The organism is Virgibacillus sp. 7505 (assembly GCF_002272135.1).
Lineage (GTDB): Bacteria > Bacillota > Bacilli > Bacillales > Amphibacillaceae > Terribacillus.
On the sequence record NZ_NPBF01000028.1, the window covers coordinates 144437 to 164192 of the forward strand.

A 19756-nucleotide genomic window follows, 5' to 3' on the forward strand; every position below is an offset into this window, starting at 1 on the left:
AGAGGGTGCAGCTTAGGTGAGAAAAATAGGTTTGTATGCATTCAGTTTGTTGTTTATTGCGGCTGGTATCTCACATTTTGTATTGGATGATGGTTTCGTTGCCATGCTGCCAGCGTATGTACCGCTGCGCTATACATTGATTTATCTGACTGGCATAGCAGAGATTCTCCTGGCTATTGGATTACTTGCACCCGCTACCAGGAAGTTAACTGCTATCGTCGCTGTTATTTACTTGATTGCAATCTTCCCGGCAAACATATACAGCGCCGTGTATGATATACCGATGCCAGGCTTTGAGGAGACAAATCAAGCAATCCTCTATGCTCGTCTTCTTGTACAGCCGGTACTTATCTGGTGGGTTTGGAAGGTTACAAGATAAGTTGCTTCTGCAATTCCTCAAGAGCTTCGCATATATTGGGAATATCATGTATGCCGAGGTGACCTATGCGTTCCATCAGTTTGTGTATGATTGTAAAAAATGAAGAAGAAGTACTGGCCGGTTGTTTGGAGAGTGTCCAGGGATTAGTGAATGAAATAATAATTGTAGATACAGGATCTACTGATCGGACAAAGGAAATTGCGGCGGAGTACACGTCACAAATCTTTGATTTCGAGTGGATTGACGATTTCTCCGCTGCTAGGAATTACAGCTTCAGTAAGGCAACGGGAGAATATATCATGTGGCTCGATGCGGATGATATTCTTTTGCCGAAAGACCAGGAGGCTTTCCGTACTTTGTGAAGCGATCTAACCGATGAAGTGGATGTTGTATCAATGTATTATCATACATCACTTGATAGTGCGGGCCGGCCGTTATACTTGTAGAGAAGAAATCGAGTTGTGAAACGGAGCAAGAACTTCCGCTGGCAGGGTGCTGTGCATGAATACCTGGAATTCGGCGGAAATATCGTTGATTCGGACATAGCCGTCACGCATCGGAAGGGCGATAAGACCTTTACGATTTCGGACCGCAATTTAAGGATCTATGAGTCCTACGTCGCTTCAGGCAGGGAACTCACACCACGTGATATGTTTTATTATGCAAATGAACTGAAGGATCATGGAAAGTTCGAGCGTGCCAAATCTTATTATATGGAGTTTCTTCAATCAGAGAAGGGCTGGGTGGAGGACAATATCCGAGCGTGCCAATATTTGGCGGATTGCTGCAAGGCCGAAGGAGATATGGAGGCATATCGTGCGCATTTGTTCCGTTCCTTTCAGTATGATCGGCCGCGACCTGAATTCTGCTGGCTAATCGGTGATTTGCTGACCGAAGATCGTAACTATCATGCAGCTGCGTATTGGTATGAGCAGGCTTTGGACTATGAAGGAAAGGAGCTGCAAGGCTTCAGTGTACCAGCGTATACGACTTGGTATCCGTATTTGCAGCTGACGTTTTGTTACTCCCGTATCGGTTCGCTCGATCAGGCAAAATCAGCCCATGAAAAAGCTGTGTCCTATAACCCGGATCTCCCGAGTGTCCGTTATAACACTGCATTCTTTGAGAAGCTCAGTCTTTGATTTCCTTTTGATGCTTCCTATGTCATAATACGTACTATCAAGGAAAGATATGGAGGATTGGTTGTGGCATTAGATATTATTGCTTGGATTATCATTGCGGTGGCATTCATCGCAAGTTTTGCGGGAATTGTCTATCCTGTCATCCCATCTCCGTTAATGTTATGGATTGGATTCTTAGTTTTCCAATTTATGCTCAGTGATGGGGATTTATCTGTAATCTTCTGGATAGCGATGGTTATCCTGACGGTGATTTTAATCATCTCGGATATTATTGCTAACAGTTATTTTGTTAAAAAATTCGGCGGCAGTAAGTGGGGCGAGCGAATCGCAGCAATTGGTGTAATTGTTGGTTCCTTTATTATCCCGCCTTTTGGCATCATTGTCGTGCCGTTTGTAGCAGTGCTTGTGACAGAGCTGGTTCAAAAAAGAACACCGAAGGAAGCTATCTACTCTTCTATCGGTTCATTGCTGGGCTTCCTTGGCGGCTCGATTGCTAAGATTATCATTCAATTGATCATGATTGTGTGGTTCTTTGTAGCAGCCTTTGTATAAGAAAAAGCGAGCATTCTGCTCGCTTTTTCTTATGCGTATTCTGTTTTTTGCAGTCTCATATCGAAGATGTAATATCCGAATGGAATGACAGATGCTAGCAAGGCTAAAATTGCCCATTTCAAGCCCCAGCGGACTTTCAGGGTAGTGTACCCGGTCCATACGACATACAGAACGAACAAACCGCCGTGGATGGCACCTATGTAGGTGACGAAGATCGGTATATCCATCATGTATTTTAAAGGCATTGCCATGAACAATAACAAAAGCAAGGAAGTCCCTTCGAGAAATCCGATGATACGGAACCATTTCAATGTCGCTTGCATGAAAGCCCTCCCAAAAACTATTTATAAATAGTATAAGCAAGCTTGCCCCTATTTACCACTCCTCGGGAGAACTTGTCATAACATTGTCAAAATATCATTTCACATCATAGATGGAAGGACGTCTGTCCTGAAACACAGGGATGCGGCTGCGCACGTCATCCACTTGATCAAGATCTGCTTCACCATAAAGAATGGTTGCTTCCTCTCCAGCTTCAGCAATGATTTCGCCCCATGGCCCGATGATCAAGCTGTGTCCTGCAAATTCATTAGCTGGATCACTTCCTGCACGATTGCAAGCAACGACGTAGCATTGGTTCTCGATTGCTCTGCTGAGCAGAAGCGCCCGCCAGTGATCGAGTCGCGGCTTCGGCCACTCTGCAACGACGAATAGCACTTGCTGATCGTGAATCATATGCGTACGGATGAATTCAGGAAAACGGATGTCATAGCAGATGACACCAGCTGCTCGCTTATTTCCTATGGAAAAGGAGGCGGATTTGTCGCCTTGGGTCAGAAACTTCTCTTCATCCATCAACCGGAATAAGTGCGCTTTATCATATTCATGTAGCAGCTCACCAGCTGGTCCGAAGACAAGCATCGTATTAAAGACACCTGCTTCGGTCTGCTTGGCTATGGAACCAGCGACGATGTATTTTTGATGTGTCTTAGCTAGTCTGCTGATGAAGCGTTTCGTCGTTTCTCCCTCTGCATCACTAATGTTATCAAGCCTTGTCAGGTCATAGCCAGTTGTCCAAAGCTCAGGCAGCACGAGAACATCCGCATTTTCCTGTGCTTCTGTTATTAATGCTTCCACTTTGCTGTAGTTGGCTTCCGGGTCACCAAAAACGATATCATGCTGAATTAAAGCAAGTTTCATTGTGTCACTCCCTTATTTGCCGCAACGAATCTCTCGACACTTCGCATGGCGTCCACCACCTGATCTGAATCGGAAACATGCATGAAATGAATGGATTCCCCTGGAGCGACAGCGCCGTCTGCTGCAATTTTCATCGCTTTGTCCACATCTTCTATTACGCCAAGCTCTTTAAGTACAGTTGGTAATCCGAGCTTTTGATAGATAGGGAGCAATGTGCGGATTTCTTCGAATTTTTCTTCCAGTGCAAGCTGAACAAGAATACCATAAGCGACTTTATTGCCGTGCAGCTGCTCGTGCGTTTCTGGAAGTCTTGTCAGTCCGTTGTGAATGGAATGAGCACCAGCAATACGGCCATATTCATCACCGAAACCGCCAACCATTCCGCCAGCCATGATGATCGTTTCTGCAACGCGGAGAAATGCACTGTCAGCATGCTTGTTTTGCAAAGAACAAATAGCAGCATCTCCCTCCCCTATAAGGATATCCCGGCACAACCTAGCTGCGTTGCGGGATATTTGGACTGCAAGCGGCTGATCCGACATGTGTTCGGTAAGTGCATCCGCTTCGTACCATTTAGCCAATGTATCGCCAATGCCGGCAATCAGATAGGGTACAGGTGTCGTTAGCAGCAGCTTCGGCTCGACTAGCAGCATAAATGCACTGCGCGGAAACACTGTATATTCGACGAAATTACCTGCTTCATCATAGAAAACGCTAAGTGAAGCCCATGGGGAGCAGTTAGAGACAATCGTTGGAATCAGGATGACCGGCAATCCTGCATCATTGGCAGCAGCTTTAGCAGTATCCAACACTTTTCCGCCTCCGACACCGATTATGAATTGAGCAGCTTCGTCCTTTGCGATATCTGCTAATCTGGCTGCTTCCGCATGTGTGCACTGGCCGTTATAGGCTACTCGTTTCACTGGCAAATCGATTGGATCCAGAAATGGGGAAGCCGCTTTCCAGGAAGCATCTCCGTGGATAAGCAATCCATTTGTCCAGTTCAATTCTTTAAGTCTTGCTGGAAGGCTTTGTAGTATATTATCCTCGCAGGCGTAATAATTCGGAGCGCCTTTTATGTTGATGGTCATGTTGTCACCTCTTTGATTTTTTACATAAAAAAACTCTTCCAGACGAATATGGAAGAGGAATGGCGTGTGTCTCGTCCCCTTATCCCTCAGCGTCTAGCTGTTGGATTAGCACCGTGTGCAAATAGCACCGGTTGCCGGGCTTCATAGGGCCAATTCCCTCCGCCTTCTCTTGATAAGAGTGTGTGATTCATGTATGATTTGTTCATTATCGCATTCTATTTCCAAGACTGTCAAGATTGGTAATAGTCAGAATAGAATGTGGGAGACAACAGGAGAGTGAGTAAGATGGATTTTCCGTTTTCGGATGCATTGAAACGTTTGCCGGAACAGTTTTTTGCCGGCTTAGTACATAAAGTAGGGTTGCTGGAGAAGGAGGGGCACGATATCATCAAGCTCGGACAGGGAAACCCTGATCTGCCGACGCCGCAGCATATCGTTGAGAAATTGAAGGAAGCCTCCGATAATCCGGCTTATCATAAATATTCACCTTTCAGAGGCTTTGATTTTCTAAAACAGGCAGTCTGTGACTTTTATGATCGGGAATACGGTGTGAAACTAGATCCCGCAACAGAAGTGGCCATCATGTTCGGCTCTAAGACAGGTTTGGTGGAAATCAGCCAATGTCTATTGAATCCAGGTGATTTGGCACTGCTTCCAGATCCGGGATATCCGGATTATTTGTCCGGTATCGAACTTGCCCAAGCGCGGACATCACTCATGCCATTAACCGCAGAAAATGAATTTTTGCCTGATTATACTGCTATTCCCGCAGGTGATTTGGAAGAAGCAAAGCTGATGTTCCTGAACTATCCGAACAATCCGACTGCTGCTACTGCAGATCAGAAGTTCTTCGATAAAACGGTGGAACTGGCGAAGGAACATAAGATTTGTGTATTGCATGATTTCGCTTATGGTGCACTTGGGTTTGATGGGAAAAAACCGCAGAGCTTCTTGCAGTCCGAAGGCAGCAAGGAAGTTGGCATTGAAATGTACACTCTATCCAAAACATATAATATGGCAGGCTGGCGCATCGCCTTTGCAGTTGGTAATGCATCTGTTATTGAAAGTATCAATTTAATCCAGGACCATGTTTACGTGAGTCTGTTCGGCGGCATGCAAGAGGCGGCAGCTTATGCACTGACAGCGGATCAGACATGCGTGAAGGAGCTTGTCCACACGTATGAGAGCAGAAGGGATGCTTTCATTGGCCATTTACGTGCTATTGGCTGGGACGTTCCGGAGCCCAAAGGAACCTTCTTCGTTTGGCTGCCAGTTCCGCATGGTTACACGTCTGAAGAATTCGCTGATCTGCTGCTGGAAAAGGCGCATGTGGCGGTCGCTCCGGGCAATGGCTTTGGGGAATATGGAGAAGGATACGTTCGCGCTGGTTTATTGGATACAGAAGAAAGATTGCTGGAAGCAGCGATGCGGATTGAAAAGCTCGGTATCTTTTCTAAAGCATAAAAAAGAGCCAGTCCCGGTGGGAACTGGCTCTTTTTTTCTATTAACTGGTCACTGCGCAGCGATTTGGGCCTGATTCAATATCAGCTTCGTCTGCGCTGCCTATCGTCGCTTTCCCTTGATTGGCTTCTCGTATCAGCTGATAACTATTTGGCTGCTGGTCAGGAATACTTTCCAAAACGGAGGAAGCAAATTCGCCCGCATTCGAAAGCTGCAGTCTTGGGTTCTTTCTGTATAGGTCTTCCATGCGTGCTTGGACTGTGCCGTCACTTCCGATCTCTGACAGCTCGGAAAAATGCGATGGAAGGACTATCAGATCCAGCGACAATAATGGATATTTTTCGTATAACGTATCGTGCAGATCCTGTACCCATTGTTCTGCTTGACCGGCTAAATCCGGACGGCCAATGGACTCGGTAAAGAGCGTATCTCCAGAAAGCAGGAATGTGTCATCAACAACAAAGCTGATGCTTCCTTCTGTATGACCTGGTGAGGCAACGCTGCGCATGCCTTCTTCGGATTTACCGAATGGAATCGCAATACCGTCTTGCAGCGGTGAGAATGTGAATGTCGCTTCTTTTCCATCGGATGCAGGGAACCAATAATTTGCTCCCGTTTCTTCTGCCAGCTTCCGTCCGCCAGACAAATGATCTGCATGTAGATGGGTATCAAGCACATGTTTGATCGTCCAGCCTTTCTCTGATGCGAAGGAGGTATAGACTTCTGTAAACCTGGCTGGATCTACTACTGCAGCTTCTCCATTGGAGACAACCATATAAGATAGGCAGCCTTTCCCCATACGCATGAACTGATATATCTCTCCGCCATAAGTGAGATCACCGACTTTACGGGGACTGATCGTTTCTCCCCAAGCTTGCATCCCGCCAACAACATGGACAATATTATCCATTCCAGCAGCTCGTAAGAGGGAGACGGCTGTCTGGGCGGATTTGCCCCGATAGCACATGACATAGACAGGATCATGTTTTGGCAGTTCTTCGCGAGCCTTATTCGGATCTGCTTTGATGGCAGCAAACGGGATATCATATCGTTTGACGCTGTCGGCATCAATCGCCCAGTCCTGAACGTCTGACTCTTGCCGGATATCAAGCAGATGAACACTATCTTTCGCTTTGATTTTTTCTGCCAGTTCTGCTGTGTGCAATGGATTCATGCTATCGTCTCCTTTAGAAATCTTTTTTAATTATAGGAAGGAGCAACTTGACTCCTTTCTTATTCACAGGGAATATCCTGCTATCAGCGAGCAGGTGGCTTGCATAACCGGCAGTGCCGGCAAGCTGGGTCCCAAATAGGGCGGTCTCTTGTTCAAAGAATGTCATCAATATGTAGAAATAGATCAGTCCGATCAAGGAGTGGGTGTAGGACCGGTGGGCAAGGAAGGATGCAACCCCGATATAACATCCGCTCATGACAACCCATGTATGTCCAGTATACAATCCGGTCAACAGTACAGCGATGCCTGTAATCAGCAGCATGAACTTCTTATTGATTACGCGGGAGAGAACCATAATTCCTGCCCCGATTGCTAACCCGATATAACGATCTTGGCCAAATAAATTCCACATACTATATAGAATGAGCAATAATCCGATAAAAATTGTAATATTGCGGATGGCTTTGTGCGAAAAAGTGATGCGGTTAGAGAGGATACCGCCTGTATCCAAATCTGGTACAAGCGCTGCAACTGCTGCTGTGCACGTCATTGTGACGGTGACAGCGCCTTCGGCATTCAAGGCGGTGGCACTGGCGAAACCTGCGCCAGCTCCGATTAATAGATGTGTAATTCCTTTCATTCTAGCTGTGCCTCCAAAAGTTAGTCTTTAAAAGCATACTAGAATCTTTATGTCATGGCTATCCGTATTGTTTCTGATGCGCCTTCTTACGGGAAAGGTAATCTTCATCTTCTCTTATTTCGTCCCACTTTTTTTTGAAAACTTGCGCAGAAGCTGCTTTTTCATCATCAATTTGCCGGTCGTGCTTTTCTGTCTTATCGGCATCCTTATATTTCTTGCCGCCCTTGTAGTTGGCATAGCGGCGAGCACGGGTATAGCCCATCTGAATATATTTCCTGGCCATATCCATTCCGACAAAGTCATCCTGCCTACGGTATTCCTCGAACATATCCGAAATCTTCTGGCAGGATTCTTCTGCGATTTCCGGTGTCTTGAAGCGCCAATGGGGCAGGATTTCACTTTTATACGGCTCCACCATCAGCACACCTTGTTCCCCGCGGCCAACGCGGTATTTATCCGGGTGTTTGCGAAAATCGGTCGAGGCATCAAAATGATCGTAATAGCCCATTCCCATCCCCCTGTCTCTGTTGTTAATGTATATAGTTACCGAATGTGATCTATGTGAAACGCGATTTTTTCTTGTGGACATAGGAGGCAGCCGCACACGTTTGTGATAAAATGAAAGTAATGGTCTCACGTCAGAAAGGAATGATTACAGGTGGGTAAAACAAAAGTAGGAATCGTCTTCGGCGGAAAATCCGCTGAGCATGAAGTATCCTTACAATCCGCAAAAAATATTGCCGATGCAATTGATAAAAATAAATATGATGTTGTTCTGATTGGAATTGATAAAGAAGGAAAATGGCAGCTGAATGACAAGGCAGACTATCTGTTGAATGCACATGATCCGAAAAATATCGAACTGAAGCCTTCCGGGCAAGGTATTGCAGTTGTTCCTGGTTTGAAGGAAAAGCAGCTCGTCAATCCGAGTCAAGGCGCTGTTCTTGATCAAGTAGATGTTATCTTCAGCATCCTCCACGGTACACTCGGCGAGGATGGCAGCATGCAAGGGATGCTGCGTATCGCCAATCTCCCGTATGTAGGCCCGAATGTACTAAGTTCAGCTGTATGTATGGATAAAGATATCGCGAAGCGTCTACTGAAGGAAGCTGGTATAAGAGTCGCTAATGGCTTCACCTTCAAAAAACGCCAGCTGGGATCTATCCGTTATGAAGAGGTAGCTGAAGTGCTGGGCAGTACAGTCTTCATCAAGCCCGCAAACCAAGGCTCCTCTGTCGGCGTTAGTAAAGCGAAGACGGAAGAGGAGTTCTACAAAGGCTTGGAAGAAGCTTTCCGCTATGATACGAAAGTTCTTGTCGAGGAAGCAATCGTCGGCCGTGAAATCGAAGTGGCGGTACTTGGCAATGAAGAACCAATGGCATCATTGCCTGGAGAAATTCTGCCGAAGACGGAATTTTATTCTTATGAATCCAAGTATATCGACGAATCAGGGGCGGAGCTTGCTATCCCGGCCCAGCTATCCGAGTCTGTTACAGAACAAGCTAGAAAGCTGGCAGTCGAAGTATTCCAGACACTTGACGTCGAAGGGCTTGCCCGTGTCGATTTCTTCCTGACAGAAGACGGCGAATTCGTTGTGAATGAAGTGAACACACTGCCAGGTTTCACGAAAATCAGTATGTATCCGAAGCTTTGGGACATCACTGGCATTTCCTATCCAGACCTGATTGACCGTCTGATTCAGCTTGCTATCGAACGGCATAAACGAGACAACGAACTAAGCAACGCTGCATTCCAGCAGTTTTAATAAACCGTCCGGTTTATACCGGACGGTTTTTCCATATGCAAAAACGTTTGTCTATGATACAATGAAATGCAGAAAAGAATAAAAAATCCAGGCCATCCTGGGAGAGGTTCTAGCACAACCCTCTATAAAAAACTAAGGAACTATATCCTTGGGTATAGTCTTTTTTATTTTTTTATGGATAATTGGCAGCCTCTTCCTATTGGAAGAGGCTTTTTTATTGGATTGTCTGGAAAAAAGGAGAAATGAAATGAAGAAGGGTAAAGCCATCGTCGTATTCAGCGGCGGTCAAGATAGTACAACTTGCTTGTTTTGGGCTATGGAACAGTTCGAGGAAGTGGAGGCTGTTACGTTCAACTATAATCAGCGCCACAGTTTGGAAATCGAGGTAGCCGAACAAATAGCGAAAGAACAAGGTATCAGACATCATGTATTGGATATGTCTCTATTGAATCAGCTTGCACCAAACGCATTGACAAGAGATGATATCGAAATCGAACAGCAAGAAGGGGAACTGCCGTCCACATTCGTACCGGGACGTAATCTAGTATTTCTATCCTTCGCAGCTATCCTGGCACATCAAGTGGGCGCAAAGCATCTTGTAACAGGTGTTTGTGAAACAGACTTCAGCGGCTACCCAGACTGCCGGGATATCTTCGTGAAATCTTTGAATGTATCTCTTAATCTATCAATGGATAAAGATTTCGTCATCCATACACCGCTTATGTGGCTGGATAAAGCAGAAACATGGGAATTGGCAGATCAGCTGGGCCAGCTTGACTATGTGAAAGAGAAAACACTTACTTGCTACAACGGCATCATTGCTGAGGGCTGCGGAGAGTGCCCGGCTTGTAAGCTGCGCCAAAACGGTCTTGATCAATATGAAGCGAAAAAGGCGGAACAAGTATGATCCAGCAAATTTATCCGCAAGTGCAGCATGACTATAGCTATGAACTGAATAAGGATCTGCATTTCGCTGCAGCACACAGCATCCAGCATCCGGATGCCGGTAAATGCCAGCAGGTGCATGGCCATACGTATTTCGCCAATGTTACGATTGCCGGAAATGAATTGGATGACAGTGGATTTTTATTCAATTTCTCTACAATCAAAGCATTGATTCATAAGAAATTCGACCATACCTTATTGAATGACCACACGGATGTATTCGGAAAAGACGATTTCCCGACAACAGAAGTGATGGCGCGTAAAATTTATGAATTGATTCAACAAGAGCTGGATCAGCTGCCTCATCAGCCTAAGTGCCTGCAAGTCTTCTTGCGTGAGACACCGACCAGCTATTGCGTATACCGACCAAAGCGAGGAACAGAGAATGGCAAGTAAATTTCCGGTTTTAGAAGTATTCGGTCCTACCGTGCAAGGAGAAGGAATGGTTGTCGGACAAAAGACGATGTTCGTCCGTACAGCAGGCTGCGACTATAGCTGCAGCTGGTGTGATTCTGCTTTTACATGGGATGGATCAGCGAAGGATGACATTCGGCAGCTGACTGCCGAAGAAATATGGAATCGCTTGGAGGAAGTAGGCGGAGATCGTTTCCGTCACGTGACTATCTCCGGCGGGAACCCTGCACTATTTAAAAATCTAGGAGAGTTCACACAGCTTTTGAAGCAGAAGGAAGTGAAAGTAGCTTTGGAGACTCAGGGAAGCCGGTATCAGCCGTGGTTCCTTGAGATCGACGACCTTACTATATCTCCGAAACCGCCGAGCTCCTTGATGAAGACCGATTTTCATCGTCTTGATGAGATAATCAACAATTTGAGAGAAGCTGGACGTCTGATGCATGTGAGCCTGAAAGTTGTTATATTCGACGAAAAAGACTTGCGTTATGCAACGAATGTTCATAAACGTTATCCAGATGTGAGTTTTTATGTACAAGTTGGTAATCATGATACAGCTACGTTGGATGATGCGGCATTGAAAGATGCTTTGCTGTCCAAATATGAATGGCTGATCGACCAGGTATCAGCTTCCAATGAATTGAATCATGTGCGTGTCCTGCCGCAGCTTCATACGCTTGTATGGGGAAATAAACGCGGTGTATAAACAGAAAGACGAGTTCTTGAAACTCGTCTTTTTTTTGTACTTAAAAGTAGGCAGGCACCTTCTATTCAAAAGATTAATAGGATACCAAGTCGTTAAATTAATAAAAAATGCTTGAATTTATATTAGTATTAATGCATAATAATTCACATAAATAAATCGAGCATTCAGCACGGAGAGGGAGATTCATAATGGCAAAGGATAAAATCGTACTCGCATACTCTGGTGGTTTAGATACTTCTGTGGCAATCAAATGGCTGCAGGATAAATATAATTATGATGTTATCGCAGTTGGTTTGGATGTTGGTGAAGGCAAGGATTTGGATTTCGTACAGGAGAAAGCATTGCAGGTTGGTGCTATTAAATCTTATACAGTGGACGCAAAAGCTGCATATGCAGAGGAATATGTACTTCCAGCTTTGAAAGCAAATCTGCTTTATGAAGGAAAATATCCGCTAGTTTCTGCACTTAGCCGTCCTTTGATCGCAAAAGTGCTAGTAGATATTGCGAAAGAAGAAGGAGCGGTAGCTGTAGCTCATGGCTGCACTGGTAAAGGAAATGACCAAGTGCGCTTTGATGTAAGCTTCACAGCTTTGAATCCAGACTTGAAGATTGTTGCTCCTGTACGTGAATGGGCAATGAGCCGCGATGAAGAGATTGAATATGCAGAGAAGCACGGTATTCCAGTTCCTGTTGGGAAAGAGAGCCCGTACAGTGTCGATCAGAATCTATGGGGACGTTCCAACGAGTGCGGTATTCTGGAAGATCCATGGGAGCAGCCGCCAAGTGACGCATTCGGATTGACTGTTGATCCTGAAAATGCGCCAGATGAAGCGCAGATTGTAACAATTACATTCGAAAAAGGGAAACCAGTCGCACTTGATGGAGAGGACTATCCACTGGATGCACTTATCTTGAAATTGAACGAAATCGCAGGTAAACATGGTGTCGGACGTATCGATCATGTCGAAAATAGATTAGTAGGTATCAAATCTCGTGAAATCTATGAATGTCCGGCTGCAGTGACATTAATTGCTGCGCATCAGGAATTGGAAGCTTTGACGATGACACGTGAAATTTCCCAATTCAAACCGATTGTCGAGCAAAAGCTTGCGCAAACAATCTATGACGGACTATGGTATTCGCCGCTGACTAAAGCGTTGCAAGCATTCATCGAAGAAACGCAGCAGACAGTCTCTGGAAATGTGAAAGTGAAGCTGTACAAAGGACATGCACTTGTTGTCGGCAGGGAATCCGCGGAATCCCTATACAGCTTTGATCTGGCAACATACAAACCAGAAGATAAATTCGATCATGATGCTGCACTTGGATTCATCCAGCTTTGGGGACTTCCGACGAAAGTTCAGGCAGAGGTTGCCCGTCAGCAAACAGTACAAACGGAGGCGCCATCACTATTGAAAATTGACAAAAAAGAAGCTGTGAAACAATGAAGCTCTGGGGAGGAAGATTCACAAAGCCGACCAATGAATTAGTAGACGCCTACACTTCCTCCATCGGCTTTGATCAAAAACTGGCTAAATACGATATTCAAGGCAGTCTGGCGCATGTAGCGATGCTTGGCAAATGCGGCATCATCGAACAAGATGATGCTGAAACAATTGCTGATGGATTAAAGCTTGTACTGCAAAAAATCCAGGCAGGGGAAGCAACGCTCTCACAGGCGGATGAAGATATTCATATGAATGTGGAACGATTATTGATTGAAGAGATCGGTCCAGTAGGCGGTAAGCTGCATACAGGCAGAAGCCGTAATGATCAGGTAGCACTGGATATGCGTCTGTATTTGCGGGAAGCAATTGTGGATATTATCGGGTTGCTGGGTGCTGTGCAAACAGCGCTGACCGAACAGGCGAAACAGCATCTGGATACGATCCTCCCGGGTTATACACATTTGCAGCGGGCGCAGCCTGTACTCTTCGGCCATCATCTTATGGCATATGCTTATATGCTGCAGCGTGATGTGGAGCGGCTTCAGGATAGCTGGAAGCGTGTGAACAAGATGCCGCTTGGAGCAGGTGCCCTGGCTGGGACGACATTCCCGATCGATCGTCATTTTGTAGCAGAGCAGCTGCATTTTGATGCTATTACCGAAAATAGTCTGGACAGTGTAAGTGACCGTGATTTCGTGGTGGAGTTCCTGTCAGCTGCGAGTCTAATCAGTATGCATCTTTCACGGCTTTCGGAGGAATTGGTTCAATGGTCTAGCGCGGAGTTCAATTTCATAGAATTGGATGATGCGTTTTCCACCGGCAGCAGCATGATGCCGCAGAAGAAAAACCCTGATGTAGCGGAGCTTGTCCGCGGTAAATCCGGCCGTGTCTTCGGGCATTTGATGGGCATGCTGACAACTCTGAAAGGATTGCCGCTTGCTTATAATAAGGATATGCAGGAAGACAAAGAAGGCATGTTCGATACAGTGGAGACATTGAAAGGTGCACTTGGTCTTTTTGCACCGATGATCGAGACGATGCATGTGAAGCAGGATAATATGTATCAAGCTGTTCGGAACGATTTCTCGAACGCAACAGATTTAGCGGACTATCTCGTAGCAAAAGGGATGGCATTTCGGGAATCACATGCTGTTGTTGGGCAGACAGTGCTGTACAGTATCGAGCAGGGGAAATATTTGCTGGATCTCGGTCTGGAAGAGCTGCAGCAGTTTTCAAGTCTGATAGAAGAAGATATCTACGAGGCACTTGCGCCGGAGACGGTCGTTGCAGCTAGGAATATCCCTGGAGGAACGGCAAAGGTACGGGTTCAAGAGCAAGTGGATGATATAGAAGCCTTGCTGGAAACGAATAAACAGTGGACAGAAGAGCAGGCTGCCAAACTGGAGGGGTGAGCAGCTGCTCACCTTTCTTTTGTTATAAATGCATATTTATTAGTTTTTTGGAATAAAGATAACGTTCGTTTCAGAAAGGAGCAGCATGAATGAAAGAGACAAAGGGTTATTTGATGCTCAGTACAGGAGATATTTTAGAAGGTGTCTGGCTGGGTGAAACAACGGAATCAGATGGGGAAATGGTTTTCAACACAGCGATGACAGGCTATCAGGAAGTGATGACAGATCCATCCTACGCTGGACAGATTGTCACAATGACATATCCTTTGATCGGAAATTACGGCTTCAACGCGAATGATAAGGAAAGCCATACGCCATCTATTCATGGGCTTGTCATTTCGACACCATGTGAAACGCCGGCTCATTACCAGGCAACCCAGACATTGCAGGATATTGCCGATGAGCATAACTTCCCGATCCTTGCGCAGGTGGATACACGGAAATTGACGAAGATCATCCGTAAGCATGGGGATGTCTATGGAAGAATGACGAAAACACCAGGAGCTGTTCCGGAAAAAGCAAAAGTATCCGAAAAGATTGTGGAAAGTGTATCGGTGAAAAAGGCGCAGTTCCACCCGACAAAGGGTCAGTCGGCAGCTCATGTTGCTATCATCGATTACGGCTATAAGCATTCGATTCGGGATATGCTGCTCGAAAATAAATGCGACGTCACAGTCTTTCCGTTTGATACGACGTTGGAAGAGCTGAAAGAAGCAAAAGTGGATGGTGTCCTGTTATCAAATGGCCCTGGCGATCCGAAGTCTCTCCAGTATTTAGCCGGCGAAATCAAAAGGATTGCAGAATATTATCCCACACTGGGGATCTGCCTCGGACATCAGCTTTTGGCACTTGCATTCGGCGGGAATACAATGCGGCTGCCTTATGGACATCGAGGGAGCAATCACCCGGTCCAGCATTTGCCTAGCGGAAAAGTATCGATCACTTCCCAAAACCATGGATATGTCGTCGATGAAGCTTCTATTTCAGAGTCCCTGTGGAATATCCTTTACAGCAATGTAAATGATGGATCGGTAGAAGGGCTGCAGCACTGCTCCAAACCGATCATGAGCGTCCAATTCCATCCAGAGGCGCATCCTGGCCCAAGTGATACGTATGATGTGTTCGAACAATTTTTGAATTCGGTACGGAACAGAGGAGTGACAGCATATGCCTAAGCAAGATCACATCAAGAAAGTCCTTGTCATCGGTTCTGGTCCGATTGTAATCGGGCAGGCAGCAGAATTCGATTATGCAGGCACACAAGCATGCCTTGCTTTAAAAGAGGAAGGGGTAGAGGTCATCCTCGTCAATAATAACCCTGCGACAATCATGACAGATCAGGCATTTGCCGACCAGGTGTATTTGGAGCCGCTCACCTGTGAATCCTTGACGAATATCATCGAAAAAGAAAGACCGGATGGCCTGCTGCCTACTTTAGGCGGCCAGACCGGCCTTAATCTGGCGGTAAGCCTGGATCAGGCAGGTGTACTGGAGAAATACAGCGTTACATTGCTAGGTACACCGCTTGATGCAATCCAGCGCGGAGAGGATCGGGAGCTGTTCAAGCAGATGATGCAGGAGATCAATGAGCCTGTCCCGGAAAGTCATCCAATCACAACAATCGAGGAAGCAAAGGATTTTGCGGAAAATACAGGTTTTCCGATCATCATCCGTCCTGCCTATACTTTAGGCGGAGCAGGAGGAGGAATCGCAAACGACCTGCCGGAACTGATGCGGTATGTAAAGAGTGGAATTCAGGCAAGTCCGATCAATCAGGTGTTAATCGAGCAGAGTGTGAAGGGCTGGAAGGAACTCGAGTACGAGGTGATGCGGGATGCAAATGACACTTGCATCATCGTCTGTAATATGGAAAATATCGACCCTGTTGGAATACATACAGGAGACAGTATCGTTGTCGCACCTTCCCAGACATTGACAGACCGGCAGTATCAAATGCTTCGGACCGTATCATGTAAAGTTATCCGTGAGCTGGGTGTCGTTGGAGGATGCAATATACAGTTCGCGCTTAATCCAGATAGTGATGAGTACGTCATCATCGAGGTGAACCCGCGGGTAAGCCGTTCCAGTGCATTAGCATCCAAGGCAACAGGTTATCCGATCGCCCGGATTGCTGCAAAGCTAGCACTTGGCTATCATCTGCATGAGGTGCCGAATCCGATTACAGGAGATACATTTGCAAGCTTCGAGCCTGCCATCGACTATGTAGCTGTGAAAATACCGCGCTGGCCATTTGATAAGTTCACGCAGGCGGATCGTCTGCTTGGAACACAAATGAAAGCCACAGGTGAAGTAATGGCGCTATCCCGTAACCTTCCTGCTGGTCTGCATAAAGCCATTCGTTCCCTGGAAATCGGCTTGGAGGAATTCCGGTTGCCGTCCGCTGAAGCACTGACAGATGCTGAGCTGGAACAAGGGCTTATAGATGCAGATGACCGCAGACTGTTTCTGCTTGCTGAAGCACTGCGTAGGGGAGTATCTATCGAGACGCTTCATGAGTGGACGGAGATTACGACATTCTTCCTTCATGAGATGAAGCGGATCATCGATATCGAGCAAGAATTAAAAGAAAGCGGCTGGCAGCCTGAAGAGGCACTTCTCCGAAAAGCTAAGACACTTGGTTTCAGCAATGTTGCCCTAGCGAGAGTCCTCGATCAGCCATTGGCAGCAGTGGAAGGATTAATCAAGGAGCAGGAAATCAAGCCTTCTTACAAGATGGTCGATACATGTGCAGCCGAATTTTCTGCGCAAACCCCGTATTTCTACTCGAGCTGGCAAGAAGAAGATGAGGTTGAACCTTTACCTGCAGCTGATAAGAAGGTAGTGGTGCTGGGTTCTGGTCCTATCCGGATTGGGCAAGGGGTGGAATTTGATTTCTGCTCTGTACAATCTGCTTTATCTTTGCGAGAACAAGGCATACGATCAATTGTCATCAATAATAATCCGGAAACTGTCAGTACTGATTTCAATACGGCTGACCATCTGTATTTCGAACCTCTTACAAAAGAAGATGTGCTGCACATCATTGAAAAAGAGCAAGCAGACGAGGTGCTTGTCCAGTTCGGAGGGCAGACAGCAATTAATTTAGCAGCAGATCTCGAGGAATCTGGCGTAACAATTGCCGGAACGAGCACAGCTTCAATAGATCGCGTGGAGAATAGGGAAGCCTTCTATGACTTGCTGCATACGCTGAACATCCCGCATATTCCGGGCACGACTGTGATGGATACCGCTTCATTGCATGCCGAAGCCCGCCGAATCGGTTATCCGATTCTGATTCGTCCTTCTTATGTGATAGGTGGTCAAGGGATGGTCATCCTGCATTCGGAAGATATGCTGGAATCTTATTTGGATGAGCTCAAGCAGCAGATACACACTTCCCGCTTATTCCCGCTGCTTCTTGATAAATATGTCCCGGGCATGGAGGTAGAAGTAGATGTTGTTTGTGATGGCAAAGACATCCTTATCCCAGGTATCTATGAACATATCGAGCCTGCTGGAATTCACAGCGGAGACAGTACAGCTATTTTCCCTGCACCTAGCTTAAGTGAATCAGAGAAAGATATGATTGTCAGCTATGCAAGCAGAATCTCGGAATCTCTTAATGTGAAAGGTATCATGAACATTCAGTTTGTCTTTAGCGAAGACCGTAATATCTTGTATGTCCTGGAGGTCAACCCGCGTGCATCCCGTACAGTGCCTATTTCCAGTAAGGTGACGGGCATCCCATTGGTGGACTTAGCTACCAGAGTGCAGATGGGAGAAGCATTGCAGGATTCAGGTTATCCACTTGGACTGCAAAAAGAAATACCATTTTATGCTGTTAAGTTGCCTGTCTTTTCCACCACAAAATTGGCAGGTGTCGATCCGCTGCTTGGGCCGGATATGCAATCGACGGGAGAGGCAATTGGATTGGGCAAGACGGAGACCGAGGCATTGAATAAGGCGTTTGGCTGGAAGGAGAAGACACTCCGGTCTTTGACAGACGAGGCTCAAATCCTTATAGATGTAGAATCCGCCGATTTGATCGGGCTGGAAGAATTACTTGGAAAGTTGCAAGCAAAGGTTGTACTGACAGAGCAGACTGCAGCTATTTTGCCCGACAGTGATTCATTCGAAGTCGTTTCCTATGAAGAAGCAATTCTTTTGATTGAAGACCAAAAGATGACAGCTGTATGCAGTACGAGAAAAGGGTTCCAAGGTATTCGTGAATCGGCATGGAAAACAGAGACACCGTGTATGACAAGTTTGTCGACAATGCAAAGCTACTGGCTGGCTAGTCAGGATAAACTGGCTGACAGCTTGTCGATGTCAGATTATTTGGAGCAAGCGGAAAAGGAGCATGTGCAATGAAACAGACGATAGAACAGCAATCGATGGCAGGCAAAAGCCTGCTATCACTGCAGGATTTGACAAAGGAAGAAATTCTCTATGTGCTGGATTTGGCTGCCGAGCTAAAAAGTCAGCATCAAAAAGGTGAACTCAGTCAGCCGCTGGCAGGGAAAACCTTAGGGATGATTTTTGAAAAATCCTCCACACGGACGCGTGTTTCTTTTGAAACAGGTATTTATCAGCTTGGCGGTATGGGGCTTTATTTGAACTCAAAGGACTTGCAGCTTGGCCGCGGCGAACCAGTTGCTGACACTGCAAAAGTTCTGTCCGGGTATCTCGATGCCATCATGATACGTGCCAATTCGCATAAGATGGTGGAGGAGCTGGCAGCACATGCTACTATCCCGGTAATCAATGGCTTGACTGATTTATTCCATCCATGTCAGGCTCTGGCTGATTTGCAGACAATCTTGGAATATAAAGGAGCATTGGAAGGCGTGAAGCTAGCTTATATCGGTGACGCTAACAATGTAGCTAATAGTTTAATGATTGCAGCAGCGAAAACTGGAATGCAAATTCGAATTGCATCTCCAGCGGGCTATCAGCCGCTCCCTGAAATCGTTGAAAAGGCGAAAAAGATCAGCGGTGATCCAGATTTTCTCCTTATTACGGAGAGTCCGGAAGAAGCTGCCGCAGGTGCAGATGTACTTTATACAGATGTCTGGACGAGTATGGGGCAAGAGGAAGAGACAACTGCTAGACTGAAAGCATTCCAGGGATTCCAAGTGAATGAGGTACTCATGGATTCTGCGGCATCAGATGCTATCTTCCTGCACTGTCTGCCAGCACATCGGGGCGAAGAAGTGACCGCAGCTGTCATTGATGGTCCACAATCAGCGGTATTCCAAGAAGCTGAAAATCGTCTGCATGCCCAAAAAGCGCTTATGCTTGCTGTTATGGGGAAATAAAGAATACAGAAAAGAAACCGCCTGAAAAAAAGGCGGTTTCTTTTCTGTGTCTATGCGTTCACAAGAATGGGAAAATCATGTAGACTAAAGAGTATATGTCCACTTACTCTAC

The 19756-nt window shown here is 46.1% G+C and carries 18 protein-coding genes, 1 pseudogene and 2 riboswitches; of the genes and pseudogenes, 13 read left to right on the forward strand and 6 right to left on the reverse strand.

The window, feature by feature from the left end:
* The first annotated feature begins 16 nt into the window (after positions 1-16).
* The 3 genes and pseudogenes from CHH91_RS13595 to CHH91_RS13605 all read left to right on the forward strand — a co-directional run bounded on the left by CHH91_RS13595 (position 17) and on the right by CHH91_RS13605 (position 2073).
* A complete protein-coding gene (locus tag CHH91_RS13595; RefSeq protein WP_095223999.1) occupies positions 17-379 on the forward strand; it encodes a DoxX family protein in 363 nt (120 codons plus the stop codon).
* Positions 380-444: 65 nt separating this feature from the next.
* A pseudogene (locus CHH91_RS13600) lies at positions 445-1521 on the forward strand (tetratricopeptide repeat-containing glycosyltransferase family 2 protein).
* A gap of 63 nt (positions 1522-1584) precedes the next feature.
* Positions 1585-2073, forward strand: coding sequence for a DUF456 domain-containing protein (locus CHH91_RS13605; protein ID WP_286160784.1), 489 nt, complete (start codon positions 1585-1587; stop codon positions 2071-2073).
* A 29-nt stretch (positions 2074-2102) separates the two neighbouring features.
* On the opposite strand, the gene CHH91_RS13610 is transcribed toward CHH91_RS13605, so the two are convergent.
* From CHH91_RS13610 to CHH91_RS13620, 3 genes are all read right to left on the reverse strand, one after another.
* The gene (locus tag CHH91_RS13610; protein WP_095224001.1) at positions 2103-2396 is read right to left on the reverse strand and encodes a DUF3817 domain-containing protein; all 294 of its coding nucleotides are present in this window, start codon (positions 2394-2396) and stop codon (positions 2103-2105) included.
* A gap of 94 nt (positions 2397-2490) precedes the next feature.
* Complete coding sequence (locus CHH91_RS13615; RefSeq protein WP_095224002.1) at positions 2491-3273, reverse strand: carbon-nitrogen family hydrolase; 783 nt, start codon at positions 3271-3273, stop codon at positions 2491-2493.
* Positions 3270-4364 (reverse strand): iron-containing alcohol dehydrogenase family protein, encoded by a 1095-nt coding sequence (locus CHH91_RS13620; RefSeq protein ID WP_095224003.1) that lies wholly within the window; start codon positions 4362-4364, stop codon positions 3270-3272. The genes CHH91_RS13615 and CHH91_RS13620 overlap by 4 nt, the downstream gene beginning before the upstream one ends.
* Before the next feature lie 76 nt (positions 4365-4440).
* A riboswitch (SAM riboswitch) is annotated at positions 4441-4543 on the reverse strand.
* A gap of 106 nt (positions 4544-4649) precedes the next feature.
* On the opposite strand from CHH91_RS13620, the gene CHH91_RS13625 reads away from it, so the two are divergent.
* Positions 4650-5828 carry a pyridoxal phosphate-dependent aminotransferase gene (locus CHH91_RS13625; RefSeq protein ID WP_095224004.1) on the forward strand — a complete coding sequence of 393 codons (1179 nt, stop codon included), beginning with the start codon at positions 4650-4652 and terminating at the stop codon, positions 5826-5828.
* Positions 5829-5868: 40 nt separating this feature from the next.
* On the opposite strand, the gene CHH91_RS13630 is transcribed toward CHH91_RS13625, so the two are convergent.
* Genes CHH91_RS13630 through CHH91_RS13640 form a run of 3 tightly spaced genes read right to left on the reverse strand, consistent with a single transcriptional unit; the run spans position 5869 to position 8153 of the window.
* The gene (locus tag CHH91_RS13630) at positions 5869-6999 is read right to left on the reverse strand and encodes an MBL fold metallo-hydrolase (protein ID WP_095224005.1); all 1131 of its coding nucleotides are present in this window, start codon (positions 6997-6999) and stop codon (positions 5869-5871) included.
* Between the two features lie 13 nt (positions 7000-7012).
* Positions 7013-7639 (reverse strand): metal-dependent hydrolase, encoded by a 627-nt coding sequence (locus tag CHH91_RS13635; RefSeq protein ID WP_095224006.1) that lies wholly within the window; start codon positions 7637-7639, stop codon positions 7013-7015.
* Positions 7640-7697: 58 nt separating this feature from the next.
* Positions 7698-8153 carry a DUF4385 domain-containing protein gene (locus tag CHH91_RS13640; protein WP_483372404.1) on the reverse strand — a complete coding sequence of 152 codons (456 nt, stop codon included), beginning with the start codon at positions 8151-8153 and terminating at the stop codon, positions 7698-7700.
* A gap of 144 nt (positions 8154-8297) precedes the next feature.
* On the opposite strand from CHH91_RS13640, the gene ddlA reads away from it, so the two are divergent.
* From ddlA to argF, 9 genes are all read left to right on the forward strand, one after another.
* Positions 8298-9404 carry a D-alanine--D-alanine ligase gene (ddlA, locus tag CHH91_RS13645; RefSeq protein WP_095224008.1) on the forward strand — a complete coding sequence of 369 codons (1107 nt, stop codon included), beginning with the start codon at positions 8298-8300 and terminating at the stop codon, positions 9402-9404.
* Between the two features lie 97 nt (positions 9405-9501).
* Positions 9502-9546: riboswitch (PreQ1 riboswitch) on the forward strand.
* Between the two features lie 105 nt (positions 9547-9651).
* Positions 9652-10311 (forward strand): 7-cyano-7-deazaguanine synthase QueC, encoded by a 660-nt coding sequence (gene queC, locus CHH91_RS13650; protein WP_095224009.1) that lies wholly within the window; start codon positions 9652-9654, stop codon positions 10309-10311.
* Entirely contained in the window at positions 10308-10745 is a 438-nt protein-coding gene (queD, locus tag CHH91_RS13655) for a 6-carboxytetrahydropterin synthase QueD (RefSeq protein WP_095224010.1), read from the forward strand. The genes queC and queD overlap by 4 nt, the downstream gene beginning before the upstream one ends.
* Positions 10735-11466 (forward strand): 7-carboxy-7-deazaguanine synthase QueE, encoded by a 732-nt coding sequence (gene queE / locus CHH91_RS13660; RefSeq protein ID WP_095224011.1) that lies wholly within the window; start codon positions 10735-10737, stop codon positions 11464-11466. The genes queD and queE overlap by 11 nt, the downstream gene beginning before the upstream one ends.
* Before the next feature lie 188 nt (positions 11467-11654).
* Positions 11655-12914, forward strand: coding sequence for an argininosuccinate synthase (locus CHH91_RS13665; RefSeq protein ID WP_095224012.1), 1260 nt, complete (start codon positions 11655-11657; stop codon positions 12912-12914).
* Positions 12911-14326 (forward strand): argininosuccinate lyase, encoded by a 1416-nt coding sequence (argH, locus tag CHH91_RS13670; protein ID WP_095224013.1) that lies wholly within the window; start codon positions 12911-12913, stop codon positions 14324-14326. The genes CHH91_RS13665 and argH overlap by 4 nt, the downstream gene beginning before the upstream one ends.
* A gap of 89 nt (positions 14327-14415) precedes the next feature.
* Complete coding sequence (locus CHH91_RS13675; RefSeq protein WP_095224014.1) at positions 14416-15501, forward strand: carbamoyl phosphate synthase small subunit; 1086 nt, start codon at positions 14416-14418, stop codon at positions 15499-15501.
* On the forward strand, positions 15494-18697 hold the full coding sequence (gene carB / locus CHH91_RS13680) for a carbamoyl-phosphate synthase (glutamine-hydrolyzing) large subunit (protein WP_095224015.1): 3204 nt from the start codon (positions 15494-15496) through the stop codon (positions 18695-18697). Before CHH91_RS13675 ends, carB begins: the two co-directional genes overlap by 8 nt.
* Complete coding sequence (gene argF, locus CHH91_RS13685; protein WP_095224016.1) at positions 18694-19644, forward strand: ornithine carbamoyltransferase; 951 nt, start codon at positions 18694-18696, stop codon at positions 19642-19644. Before carB ends, argF begins: the two co-directional genes overlap by 4 nt.
* The last annotated feature ends 112 nt before the right edge of the window (positions 19645-19756 follow it).

Coding starts and splice junctions, on each gene's coding strand:
- CHH91_RS13610 (WP_095224001.1), bottom strand. CDS start 2,396: ATGCAAGCGACATTGAAATGGTTCCGTATCATCGGATTTCTCGAAGGG.
- CHH91_RS13615 (WP_095224002.1), bottom strand. CDS start 3,273: ATGAAACTTGCTTTAATTCAGCATGATATCGTTTTTGGTGACCCGGAA.
- CHH91_RS13620 (WP_095224003.1), bottom strand. CDS start 4,364: ATGACCATCAACATAAAAGGCGCTCCGAATTATTACGCCTGCGAGGAT.
- CHH91_RS13625 (WP_095224004.1), top strand. CDS start 4,650: ATGGATTTTCCGTTTTCGGATGCATTGAAACGTTTGCCGGAACAGTTT.
- CHH91_RS13630 (WP_095224005.1), bottom strand. CDS start 6,999: ATGAATCCATTGCACACAGCAGAACTGGCAGAAAAAATCAAAGCGAAA.
- CHH91_RS13635 (WP_095224006.1), bottom strand. CDS start 7,639: ATGAAAGGAATTACACATCTATTAATCGGAGCTGGCGCAGGTTTCGCC.
- CHH91_RS13640 (WP_483372404.1), bottom strand. CDS start 8,153: ATGGGAATGGGCTATTACGATCATTTTGATGCCTCGACCGATTTTCGC.
- queC (WP_095224009.1), top strand. CDS start 9,652: ATGAAGAAGGGTAAAGCCATCGTCGTATTCAGCGGCGGTCAAGATAGT.
- queD (WP_095224010.1), top strand. CDS start 10,308: ATGATCCAGCAAATTTATCCGCAAGTGCAGCATGACTATAGCTATGAA.
- queE (WP_095224011.1), top strand. CDS start 10,735: ATGGCAAGTAAATTTCCGGTTTTAGAAGTATTCGGTCCTACCGTGCAA.
- CHH91_RS13665 (WP_095224012.1), top strand. CDS start 11,655: ATGGCAAAGGATAAAATCGTACTCGCATACTCTGGTGGTTTAGATACT.
- argH (WP_095224013.1), top strand. CDS start 12,911: ATGAAGCTCTGGGGAGGAAGATTCACAAAGCCGACCAATGAATTAGTA.
- CHH91_RS13675 (WP_095224014.1), top strand. CDS start 14,416: ATGAAAGAGACAAAGGGTTATTTGATGCTCAGTACAGGAGATATTTTA.
- carB (WP_095224015.1), top strand. CDS start 15,494: ATGCCTAAGCAAGATCACATCAAGAAAGTCCTTGTCATCGGTTCTGGT.
- argF (WP_095224016.1), top strand. CDS start 18,694: ATGAAACAGACGATAGAACAGCAATCGATGGCAGGCAAAAGCCTGCTA.